This window comes from Streptomyces sp. Edi4 (genome assembly GCF_040253615.1).
Classification (GTDB): domain Bacteria; phylum Actinomycetota; class Actinomycetes; order Streptomycetales; family Streptomycetaceae; genus Streptomyces.
In genome coordinates, this window is record NZ_JBEJGY010000004.1 from 4,748,984 (window position 1) to 4,760,115 (window position 11,132).

11 protein-coding genes are annotated in these 11,132 nt (G+C 71.3%); 8 read left to right on the forward strand and 3 right to left on the reverse strand.

Annotated elements, in window-relative coordinates; genetic code table 11:
* The first annotated feature begins 17 nt into the window (after window positions 1-17).
* From ABR738_RS23555 to ABR738_RS23585, 7 genes are all read left to right on the forward strand, one after another.
* A complete protein-coding gene (locus ABR738_RS23555) occupies window positions 18-1,220 on the forward strand; it encodes an MFS transporter (RefSeq protein ID WP_350231964.1) in 1,203 nt (400 codons plus the stop codon).
* Window positions 1,189-2,364, forward strand: a complete 1,176-nt coding sequence (locus ABR738_RS23560) for an acetoin utilization protein AcuC (protein ID WP_350231965.1) — start codon at window positions 1,189-1,191, stop codon at window positions 2,362-2,364. The genes ABR738_RS23555 and ABR738_RS23560 overlap by 32 nt, the downstream gene beginning before the upstream one ends.
* Before the next feature lie 173 nt (window positions 2,365-2,537).
* The gene (locus ABR738_RS23565) at window positions 2,538-3,353 is read left to right on the forward strand and encodes a phosphatase (protein WP_350231966.1); all 816 of its coding nucleotides are present in this window, start codon (window positions 2,538-2,540) and stop codon (window positions 3,351-3,353) included.
* Between the two features lie 128 nt (window positions 3,354-3,481).
* On the forward strand, window positions 3,482-3,694 hold the full coding sequence (locus tag ABR738_RS23570) for a helix-turn-helix domain-containing protein (RefSeq protein ID WP_162952545.1): 213 nt from the start codon (window positions 3,482-3,484) through the stop codon (window positions 3,692-3,694).
* A 120-nt stretch (window positions 3,695-3,814) separates the two neighbouring features.
* Window positions 3,815-3,913 (forward strand): 30S ribosomal protein bS22, encoded by a 99-nt coding sequence (locus ABR738_RS23575; RefSeq protein WP_003948845.1) that lies wholly within the window; start codon window positions 3,815-3,817, stop codon window positions 3,911-3,913.
* Between the two features lie 180 nt (window positions 3,914-4,093).
* Complete coding sequence (locus tag ABR738_RS23580) at window positions 4,094-5,176, forward strand: NAD-dependent epimerase/dehydratase family protein (RefSeq protein ID WP_350231967.1); 1,083 nt, start codon at window positions 4,094-4,096, stop codon at window positions 5,174-5,176.
* Window positions 5,177-5,190: 14 nt separating this feature from the next.
* On the forward strand, window positions 5,191-6,282 hold the full coding sequence (locus ABR738_RS23585; RefSeq protein WP_350231968.1) for a lysophospholipid acyltransferase family protein: 1,092 nt from the start codon (window positions 5,191-5,193) through the stop codon (window positions 6,280-6,282).
* Window positions 6,283-6,407: 125 nt separating this feature from the next.
* On the opposite strand, the gene ABR738_RS23590 is transcribed toward ABR738_RS23585, so the two are convergent.
* The 3 genes from ABR738_RS23590 to ABR738_RS23600 form a co-directional block, all read right to left on the reverse strand.
* On the reverse strand, window positions 6,408-7,601 hold the full coding sequence (locus tag ABR738_RS23590; protein ID WP_350231969.1) for a DUF5667 domain-containing protein: 1,194 nt from the start codon (window positions 7,599-7,601) through the stop codon (window positions 6,408-6,410).
* 296 nt (window positions 7,602-7,897) lie between these two features.
* Window positions 7,898-8,686, reverse strand: coding sequence for an ECF subfamily RNA polymerase sigma factor, BldN family (locus ABR738_RS23595; RefSeq protein ID WP_350231970.1), 789 nt, complete (start codon window positions 8,684-8,686; stop codon window positions 7,898-7,900).
* A 708-nt stretch (window positions 8,687-9,394) separates the two neighbouring features.
* A complete protein-coding gene (locus ABR738_RS23600; RefSeq protein ID WP_350231971.1) occupies window positions 9,395-10,396 on the reverse strand; it encodes an HAD family hydrolase in 1,002 nt (333 codons plus the stop codon).
* 139 nt (window positions 10,397-10,535) lie between these two features.
* On the opposite strand from ABR738_RS23600, the gene ABR738_RS23605 reads away from it, so the two are divergent.
* On the forward strand, window positions 10,536-10,820 hold the full coding sequence (locus ABR738_RS23605; protein ID WP_350231973.1) for a glutaredoxin family protein: 285 nt from the start codon (window positions 10,536-10,538) through the stop codon (window positions 10,818-10,820).
* The last annotated feature ends 312 nt before the right edge of the window (window positions 10,821-11,132 follow it).

The following is an 11,132-nucleotide window of genomic DNA, read 5'->3' on the forward strand; positions in this document are numbered from 1 at the left end:
CCCTAGGCTGTGCGGCCATGACAGACGCGCGCCTGCGGCACGGCAGGGCGTCCCTGGCGGTGAGCTTCTTCGCCCAGGGGATGGCCTTTGCCCTCCTGGTGACCCGGATACCGGCGATCCAGGACCAGTACGGGATGTCCGACGGGCTGCTGCCCGTCTTCCTCGCGGCCGTGCCCATCCTCGCCGGCGCCGGCAGCGTCTGCACCGAGCAGCTGGTCAGGCGAGTCCGGCCCAGTGTGGTGCTGCGGTTCGCGCAGCCCGCCGTGCTCCTGGCGCTGCTCGGGGCCGGTGCGGGCGGGCGGATGTGGCAGGCCGCGCTGTCGCTCGGCGCATTCGGGCTCTCGGTGGGGGCGCTCGACGCGTCCATGAACATGCTGGGGGTCAGCCTCCAGCGCACGTACGGGCGCAGCATCATGCTCGGGTTCCACGCGTCGTACAGCCTCGGCGGGATCGGGGGTGCCTCGCTGGCGTGGGCGGGGGCGCACTGGCATCTGTCGCTGCTCGCCTCGTATCTGCCGGTCGTGGCCGCGCTGGTGCCGGTGTGTCTGGTGGTCAGCCGGTGGTACGTGGACGGGGAGCGGGCCGCCGGCGCGGTGGGACCGGGCGCGGTCGGGGCCAAGCCGGTCGTCTTCCGGTTGCTGCTGCCGCTGTGCCTGGTGATGAGCTTCGCGTACATCGGGGACTCGACCGTCTCCAACTGGAGTGCCAAGTACCTCCAGGACACACTGGGCAGTTCCGAGCAGCTGTCGACCGTTCCGTACAACGTCTACATGGTGACCACGCTGCTCGGGCGCACTGCGGGGGACTTCGGGGTGCGGCGGTTCGGGGCGGCGGCCGTGGTGCGGTTCGGGACGGTGCTGGCGGCGGCCGGGTTCGGGGTGGTGGCGGTGGCGCCCGGGCCCTGGGTGGGCATGGCCGGGTTCACGCTGCTCGGGTTCGGGCTCTGCGTGATCGTGCCGCAGACGTTCGCCGCGGCGGGGCGGCTGTTTCCGGACAGCAGCGACGCGGCGGTCGCCCGGCTGAACATCTTCAACTACGTGGGGTTCCTCGTCGGCTCGCCGCTCGTGGGGGCGCTGGGCGACGCCTGGAGCTATCGCGGGGCGATGCTCGTGCCGATGGCGTTGGTGCTGCTCACGCTCGTGTACGCCCGTTCGTTCGGCTCGGCGGGCGCCCGATACGGTGGCGGGCATGAGCGGCCGCGCACTGTTGATGTGGGATGAAGCTGTCACGCGTTACGACTTCGGGTCCAGCCACCCGATGGATCCGGTACGGCTCGCGCTGACCATGGGTCTGGTGCGGGCGTACGGTCTCGACCGGCAGGTCGATGTCGTGGCCGGGCGGGCGGCGGGGGACTCCACGCTGCGGCTGGTGCACCGGCAGGACTACATCGACGCGGTACGGGCCGCTTCGGCCGACCCGCGTGCCGCCGACACCTCCTACGGGCTCGGGACGGTGGACGATCCCGCGTTCGCGGGGATGCACGAGGCGTCCGCGCTGATCGCGGGCCAGTCGGTGGCGGCGGCCGAGGCGGTGTGGGCGGGTGAGGCCTCCCACGCGGTCAACTTCGCGGGCGGGCTCCACCACGCGATGCCGGGCGGGGCGGCCGGGTTCTGCGTCTACAACGACGCGGCGCTCGCGATCGCGCGCCTTCTTGAGCTCGGCGTCGAGCGAGTCGCGTACGTCGATGTCGATGTGCACCACGGGGACGGGGTGCAGGCGGCGTTCTGGGAGGACCCCCGGGTCCTGACGGTCTCGCTGCACGAGCATCCCCGCCTGCTGTTCCCCGGGACGGGGTGGCCCGAGGAGACCGGGGCGGACGGGCCCGGCGAGGGCTCCGCGGTCAATCTCGCGCTGCCGGCCGGGACGGGGGACGCGGGGTGGCTGCGGGCGTTCCACGCGGTGGTGCCGGAGCTCGTCGCCGACTTCCGGCCGCAGGTGCTGGTCACACAGCACGGGGCCGACACGCACTTCGAGGATCCGCTGGCGCATCTGGCGGTCTCGCTGGACGCGCAACGGGAGGTGCAGGCGGCCTGCCACTCCCTGGCGCACGAGTACGTCGAGGGGGCGAAATGGGTCGCGCTCGGGGGCGGGGGGTACGCGGTGGTGGACGTGGTGCCGCGGTCCTGGACGCATCTGGTGGGCATCGCCGCGCATGCGCCCGTCGATCCCGCGTCGGTGATTCCTTCGTCCTGGCGGGACGAAGTATTCGCGCGTACACGGGAGTTGGGGCCGGGGCGGATGACTGATGGGCGGGCGGTGTCCTGGCGGGGGTGGGACGAGGGGTATGACCCGGCGGACCGGCTCGACCAGGCGGTGCTCGCGACGCGGCGCGCGGCGTTTCCTCTGCGGGGGTTGCTGCCGTAGGGGGTTGCTGCCGCAAGGGGGCGCCGGGGCCGGGCCTCTGGGGCTGGGGTTGCCTGTGATGGGCGGTGCCAAATAGTCGGGGTTCCGGCCCATCCGGGTCGGGCGTTAGGCCAAGTGTGGGGTGGCGGGCGGGAATTGGCCCGAGCGGGTGGGGGGTGCGGGAGCATCGTGGGGTGGTGAGCATCGGGGCGCTGCGGGCGCACCTTCTGGCGGCCAGACTGGCGGGGCCGGTGGCCACCCCGCGCGAGGAAAGCCTGCGCAGCTACCGGCTGTTCGCGGCGCGGGACCCACGCGTCACGCTGGGCCTCGACCCCGAATGGGGCTGGGGCGAGCGGGACTTGCTGCGGCTCATGGCGGACAAGTGCGGGGTGAGCGACGACCCGGGGCATGTGAGCGGGCCCGATGTCATTGATCCCGAGCGGACCCTGGCGGGGCTCGACGCGTTCGCGGCGCGGCTCGGCGCCGTGGCCGCTCGACGCGGCGCGGTGCTCATCGGCACGGGGCATCCGCACCGCCTGCTCGGTTTCTACGCCGCCCTCGCGGACGCTTTGTCGGCGGCGGGATGCCCTGTCCTCACCCCGGCGCAGGGTAGCTCTGTCGACATAACGACCCGGTTCGGCGTACGCACGTACAACCTTGACTACGTACGGGGAGTCGCGTTGGTGCGGGAACCCGGCGCACGGGTCGCCGGGAACGAGACCGGCGCGCACAGCCATTCCCCGCTCCCGGTTCGGCTGGCCCTGGGGGCCGCGGCGGGGGCTTCGGGGCGAGTTCCCGATCTTGTGATCGGGGACCACGGATGGGTCTGCGGGGCAGGTCAGCTGGGCATTGAAGCGGTGGGCCTGGCCGACACCGACGACCCGGCGCTGTTCGTCGGCGAGGCCGAGGGGCGAGTGGCGGTGGCCGTTCCGGTTGATGACGGCGTGCGGTCGGATTACTACCGGCCGCTTACTCGCTATGTACTCAATCGAGCGTGTCTGTCACAGTAGGCGGCCGGTCGGGGCTCCTCTTCCCCACTCGCACCACCCGCCCCTAGTCTGGGGAGTGAGCGCACAGCGACGTTGAGTCACCGGAGGGGAAGCCGGTGCGCGTTCGGTGCGGAAGGTACAGGTGGGTCATGACTGCTGGGAGTGACAGGCCTCTCAACGAGGTCAAGTTCCTGACCGTGGCGGAAGTCGCCTCGGTGATGCGAGTGTCCAAGATGACCGTGTACCGCTTGGTGCACAGCGGTCATCTGCCGGCGATCCGGGTGGGCAGGTCCTTCCGGGTGCCGGAGCAAGCAGTTCACGAGTATCTCCGCGAGTCCTTCGTGGGGGTGGAGACGGCCTGAGGGAGCCACGCGTTCCCCTCGGATTACGTCCCTCACTCGGCGGCAGGTAGGCTAGGCCGACGTAGGTCGTGTGGGCCCAGACGCCCCGCACCGAGTGAGAAGAAGTGAGCGAGGGTAGTCGTGGGCTCTGTTATCAAGAAGCGGCGCAAGCGGATGGCCAAGAAGAAGCACCGCAAGCTGCTCAAGCGCACGCGCGTTCAGCGTCGCAACAAGAAGTAAGCGAACGCGGTTCGTGAGACACAGCCCTCCCGCCGGATCATCGGCGGGAGGGCTGTGGCGTGTCCGGACGCGGTTTCTCGGCCATGGACGCGCCCGTGGTCGCCGCCGCGCGGCCACCAGCCGCTACGGTTGCGGGCAGCGGGCGCAGGGGCGTACCGAGGCCGAAGGAAGGCGCTGATCTTGGGGAAGGTCGTGCTCGTCACTGGAGTGGCCCGGCAACTGGGGGGCCGTCTCGTGCGGCGGATCCAGCGGGATCCCGAGGTCGACCGCGTGATCGGGGTCGACGTGGTCCGGCCGGAGCACTCGTTGGGGGACGCCGATTTCGTGGCGGCCGACATCCGCCACCCGGCGATCGCCAAGGTGCTCGCGGAATACGGCGTGGACACCGTCGTGCACATGGATGTGACCGGGACGCCGCTGAGCTCCGGCGGCGGGCGCACCGCGGTCAAGGAGACCAACGTCATCGGCACCATGCAGCTGCTCGGTGCCTGCCAGAAGTCGCCGACGGTCAAGCGGCTCGTCGTGAAGTCGAGTACGAGCGTGTACGGGTCCGCGCCGCGCGATCCCGCCGTGTTCACCGAGACCACGCCCCCCAAGTCACTGCCCAGCGGCGGCTTCGCAAAGGACGCCGTCGAGGTCGAGGGCTATGTGCGCGGCTTCGCGCGGCGCCGGCCCGACGTCGCGGTGTGCGTGCTGCGCTTCGCCAACATCCTGGGGCCGAGCGCCGACTCGCCGCTCGCGGAGTACTTCTCGCTGCCGGTGCTTCCCACGGTGCTTGGCTATGACCCGCGGTTGCAGTTCGTGCACGAGGACGATGTGATCGACGTGCTGCGGATCGCTTCGGGCGAGCCCCGGCGTGGCACGCTCAACAGCGGGACCTTCAACGTCGCCGGGGAGGGCGTGCTGTTGCTTTCGCAGTGTTCGCGGCGGCTGGGGCGGCCCACCGTGCCGGTGCTGCTTCCGGCGGTCCGCTGGGTGGGCAGCGCGCTCAGGACGGTCGGGGTGACGGACTTCTCACCCGAGCAGATTCGTTTGCTCACCCACGGCAGGGTGGTCAGCACCACCGAGATGCGCGAGACACTGGCCTACGAGCCCACGTACACGACCGCCGAGGCGTTCGCGGACTTCGCCCGCAGCAGGGGACCGGGGCTGCTGCCGCCGGACGCGCTGGCCAGGGCGGTCGACCGGGTGGCGGGGCTGCCGTTCGCGCCTTTCCCCGGCAAGGACCTCGCCGGAGCCACCACCCCTTCGCACGCGGAATGAGGAGCGCACCAACGATGGCGGACGCCAAGGTCATCCCGTTCGACGACGACCGCTCGCGCCAGGGCGCGCAGCGCGCCGGCCGCAGGCGCCCCGCGGGCCGCCGCACGGCCGAGACCGGCGCCGCGCAGGTCCCGTCCCCCGCCGCGCCGGTCAGCGCTCTGCCGGGCGCACAGGGGCCCGGAGAGCGGCCTTCCGGCGGCCGGGGGCCCGGGGACAGGGTGAACGCGGCGGCCGAGGCCTCCGGGGCCCCGGAGGAGCGGCGCGGGGGCGACTGGGACCGGCGGATCGCGGGCGGCCTGTCGTTCCTGCGGCGGCGGATCACCGGCGAGTACGACGTCGACGAGTTCGGCTACGACGCGGAACTGACCGACCAGGTCCTGATGTCGATCCTGCGGCCGTTCTTCGACAAGTACTTCCGGGTGGAGGTCAAGGGCGTCGAGAACATCCCCGCCGACGGCGGGGCGCTGGTCGTCGCCAACCATTCGGGGACGCTGCCGCTCGACGGTCTGATGATGCAGGTGGCGGTGCACGACCATCATCCCGCCGGGCGCCATCTGCGGCTGCTCGCGGCCGATCTGGTGTTCATGCTGCCGGTCGTCAACGAGCTGGCCCGCAAGGCCGGGCACACGCTGGCCTGTTCCGAGGACGCGCAGGCGCTGCTTGAGCGGGGCGAGGTGGTCGGGGTGATGCCCGAGGGGTTCAAGGGCATCGGCAAGCCGTTCGGCGAGCGCTACAAGCTCCAGCGGTTCGGCCGGGGCGGTTTCGTGTCGACCGCGCTGAAGGCCGGTACGCCCATCGTGCCGTGCTCGATCGTGGGGGCCGAGGAGATCTACCCGATGATCGGGAACTCCAGGACGCTCGCCCGGCTGCTCGGCGTCCCGTACTTCCCGATCACGCCGACGTTCCCCTGGCTCGGGCCCGCGGGCCTGGTGCCGCTGCCGACGAAGTGGACCATCCAGTTCGGCGAGCCGATCCCGACGGACGGGTACCCGCCGGAGGCGGCGGAGGATCCGATGCTGATGTTCAACCTCACCGACCAGGTGCGGGAGCAGATCCAGCACACGCTGTACAAGCTGCTTGTGCAGCGGCGGTCCGTGTTCTTCTGAGCGGTTCTCCTCGGGGCCGGCCGGAATCGTTCATCTTCGTACGGAAGGGGATGCGTGCGGGAAGGGAGGGGCCGGACTGTCCCGGCCCCTCCCTTCCCGCGTGCGTTACGGGTGTCCTCCTGGCGCTACTCCGCCTTGTCCGCGTCGATGCCCAGGCCCGGGAGCAGACCGGGCAGGAGCGGGGGCAAGGTGACGTCCGGGACCGGGGGTTTGGCCGTCTTGCCGGAGGGCGCGGGCGTGGTGCTGCCCGTGCCCGGCTCGAACAGGCCGCCCGTGTTGCCGCCGAGCAGCCCCTCGTTGGAGGGCGTGCCGGAGGGCTGCTGCGGCTTTCCGCTGGTGGCGGGGGCGCCGTGCCGGGAGGCGGAGCCCGATGAGGGCGCGAACGGCGTGGACGGGCGGGTCGCGCCCGGAGTGCCGGCGGGGTGCGAGGTGTTCTGCCCCTGCCGGGTGTGGGTCGTGGACGTCGACTTGGGCAGCAGCGACTGGAGCGGCCCGACCTCTTGGTCTATGGCGGCAAAGACCGAACTCACCTTGTCGCCCACGTCCGACAGCTGCGGGGGCAGTTTGCCGCGCAGCTTGCTCCAGCTCTCGCGGTGCGCCTGCGAGAAGGAGTTCAGCGCGGCGATGGGGCCGAGCGAGCCGTCCTTCGCATAGGCCTGGTGCAGCAGGCGGTGGGCCTCCGCTGCGTCGTGCTCCATGCCGCTGAGCGCCCGTCTGACCTCGCCGAGCTGTTCATGGTCGAGGTCGCCCGCCCGGACCCGCTCCATGAGGCGGCGCGCCTCGGAGAGCCGGGTCGATGCCTGGTCGAGGTAGATCTCGCCCCGGGCGGCGTCGTCGTCGGCCATGCCGAGCTTGAGGTCCTCCATGCCGCGTTTGAGCCCGTACAGGGAATCACCGGGCAGGGCGTCGGAACTGGCAGCGGCCACGCCGCTGAACGCTCCAGCGGCCACACCGATGCTCAGGCCGCCCGCCGCGATGCCCTTGGACCAGCGGGAGCGGGGGCGCAATTTCCGGAGCGACGTCGCCCGGTGGGCGCCGCGGCCGGTCCGCTGTTCGGGCACCTGAGGGTCGGCGGCACCGCCGCCGGCGAACATCCGCTCCATCTCGGCCATGAGCAGCGCCCGCTGCTCGACCTTGACCTGCGGGTCCATCTCCGGTTTCGGCAGTTCGCCGAGCCCACCCGCCAGGGTCAACAGCCTGCCGGTCTCGGCCTGTTCGGCCGCGCCGGTCTCGGGTGTCTCCTGGTCGGCCGCCGAGGCTTCTTCCAGGGCCTGGGCGAAGGCGTTCGCCCGCCGGTGCGCCGATACGTTCGCGATCACTGGCGGCACCTCCTCTCGTCATCACGGTCGACTCCCCAAGGGGCCTGGAAGGTTGCACGCCTTGAGCCCATCCACACGATCGAGTGAGTGGCCATGGGCATGGCGTGACCACAGGGAGCCTTCATCCCGCACAACGACGGACGCGGCACTTGGGTTACGGACGAAAGATGAGACGAAAGATGATCGGACCAGAGCGTCATGGAGTGCTCGCGGACGGTGAGTTGGACCCGCCTTCGACGAGTGGGCGGGTGAGCGGGCCGGCGGGCCGGCGTATGTGGACCGGCGGCGCCGGACGGTCAGCGGGCGTCTTCCGGCAGGAGCCGCGCGAGCGTGCGCACGGCCCGGTACTGGAGGGTCTTGATCGCGCCCTCGTTCTTGCCCATGACACGGGCGGTCTCGGCGACCGAGAGGCCCTGGAGGAAGCGCAGGGTCACGCACTCCTGCTGCTGCGGATTGAGCTTGCGTACGGCTTCGAGCAGGGCCGCGTTGGACAGCGACTCCAGGACGGAGTCCTCGGGTGAGCGCTCGACCTCGTTGGCGTCGAGCATTTCGCCGGTGGTCACTTCGAGCCGGAACCGGCTCGACTTGAAGTGGTCGGCGACCAGGTTGCGCGCGATCGTGACCAGCCAGGCTCCGAAGTCGCGGCCCTGCCAGGTGAAGGTGGAGATCCGGCGCAGGGCGCGCAGGAACGTCTCGCTGGTGAGGTCCTCGGCCGTCGCCTTGCCGCCGACGCGGTAGTAGATGTAGCGGTAGACCGTGTCGCTGTACTGGTTGTAGAGCCGGCCGAAGGCGTCGGCCTCGCCGGCCTGCGCGCGCTCGACGAGGTCCATCATGCGGGCGCTGTCGCTGTCGGCGGTGGGCCGGCGGGCGGTGGGCGTCGCGGACGTGCCCGTGCTGCGGCCGCCGCTCCGTCTACCGACTGCGGCACCACCGTCGGCCAGGGCGTAGCAGGGCCCGACGGGTGTTGCGGTGGCGAAGGCAGGGGCGCCGGCGTACGCGGTGGGGACGAAGACGCGCAGGCGGTCGACGACCGCCCCGCGCAGCGTAGCCAGGCCCGAGGCGTCAACCCCGACGTGTGGGTACACGGGACTCCCAGAGGCAGAGCTTCCATCACGTGCAGTGCGGAACCGTTCACCCATCGTGGCGATGTACGGGTTCCGGATTGCGTCTGAGGAGAATAACGCTTCGTACAGGGAGCGCTACACCCAGTTGCTCAAATCGTCGATTACGTCGCTTCTGTTACGTCTATGCGGCTGTTCAAGGCACGCAAGGTGACCAGAAGTTGATCGAGTTGCTTTCGGATCTGCCCGCGCGGGGGATCTGTTGTGCCCGAGCAGGGGCAACGGGGCTGGCGGGCCATGGGGGGCGGGGCGAAACCCCCGCAATCGAAAATCCCGGCGCCGGGCGGGCCCGCGTGACGGACAGTGGCGGCGGGTCGCCGCGCCGGACGCGGGCCCGGGGGCTCCGCCCCGAACCCAGGTGGGCCCCTCCCCGCCCTTCCCTGAACCCTCCGGGTGATGAAGGGCCGGGCGCCGGACCCCGTTCGCGCCACAAGGGCGCTCGTCCTCGAACTCGCCCGAGGCGTCAAGGGCCGGGGGAGACCCCGGGGCGGGCTGAAGACGCCCGTGCGGACCGGCGCCGGATGCCCAGGGGCGCGGGGAGCTGCGCGACCAGCCACGCACGGCCCCGCAGGGCGTCAAGACGGAATCCGGTGTCGAGCGATCGCGCACGGCCCGCAGGCGTGAAGGCGAACCGGCACCTCGCGGCCCGCGGAAGACGCGTCCGCCCGGGTCTCAGCGGCGGCGGCGGTGGAGTGCGACCGCGGCCGCAGTGCCGCCGGCCAGGGCGCCGACGCCGGCCGCCGCCGGAATGCCCACCTTCGCGGCCTTGCGGCCGGTCCGGTAGTCCCGCAGCCGCCACTCCCGGTCCCGCGCGTGCCTGCGCAGTTTCGCGTCCGGGTTGATCGCATAGGGGTGGCCGACCAGCGAGAGCATGGGGATGTCGTTGTGCGAGTCGCTGTAGGCGGCACACCGGTTCAGGTCGAGCCCTTCGGCGGCGGCGAGCGCCCGTACCGCCTCCGCCTTGGCGGGCCCGTGCAGCGGCTCGCCCACCAGGCGTCCCGTATAGACACCGTCCACGGATTCGGCGACCGTGCCGAGCGCGCCCGTCAGGCCGAGCCGGCGGGCGATGATCGTGGCGGTCTCGACCGGGGCGGCCGTCACCAGCCACACCTTCTGGCCCGCGTCGAGGTGGGCCTGGGCGAGGGCGCGGGTGCCGGGCCAGATGCGGTCGGCCATGTACTCGTCGTAGATCTCCTCGCCGATCGACATCAGCTCGGAGACGCGGTGGCCCTTGACGATGGACAGCGCGCTGTCACGGGCGTCCTGCATGTGCTCGGGGTCCTCGACCCCGGCCAGCCGGAACCAGGCCTGCTGCCAGGCGAAGCGCGCCAGTTCGCGGCGCTGGAAGAACTGCCGTTTGTACAGGCCGCGCCCGAAGTGGAAGAGAGCGGCGCCCTGCATCACGGTGTTGTCGAGGTCGAAGAAGGCGGCGGCCAGGTTGTCGCCGACGACGGGGAACTCCGGCTCGGACGGCTTCCCGTCCGCCTCGGTCCCGGCCTGCCCGGCCCGCCCTGCGGCCTGCCCGGCCCGCCCTGCGGCCTGCCCGGCCGGTTGCGCCAGTTCCGCCAGCTCACGCGAGGTCTTGCGGGCGGCCTCGGCTGCGGCCTCGCCGGCCAGCACACTGCGTGCTGTCGCCGAGCGCCCACGACGGGTGAACCATCCCAGTACGGCCATGTCGTGAGCATAGCCAGTCCCTTCCAGGGGCCCGGACGCGCCGGGGTGCCATGACGTGAACTCTGCGCGGCGGGCACGTTAAACGGATGTTCCGGACTTATGGGTCCCATGGGCGGCCCGTGGCGGGAGAATGGACGGCATGAGTCCCTTTCTGCGACGTACGAAGAAGCCGGGCGGCAACCCCGCCGAGCGGGTGGTCACGCTGATCGGGAAGCCCGGGTGCCATCTGTGCGACGACGCCCAGGAGGTGATCGAGGCCGTGTGCGCCGAGACGGGTGCGGTCTGGGAGAAGAAGGACATCACGCGGGACGAGGCGCTGCACAAGGAGTACTGGGAGCAGATTCCGGTGGTCCTGATCGACGGCGCGCAGCACACCTTCTGGCGGGTGGACCCGGCTCGCCTCAGGAGCGCCCTGACCGACTGAGGTCCGGGACGGCGCGCCCCACCGCCGGCCCGGGCGGCGCCGGGCGCGCCGTCCCGGGGCACCTTCCGGCAGGGGCCGCTGAGCAGCGAAATGAGGGCGATCGCGATGGTTGCGGTTACCATCATGGTCGTTTTGCTGTGATTCGGGGGTATCGCTGTGAGGAGAGTGTGCGGCTTTGCCCCCTTTGGGTCCTGAACGGACCGAACCCCTCGGTGGTTCCGCGATTTCCTCCCCGACTCGCGTGAGCCCGGTCACTTTGCTCGGACAAAGCGGACACCATCTTTGTGCACGCGTTCACAAAGACATAGCCTG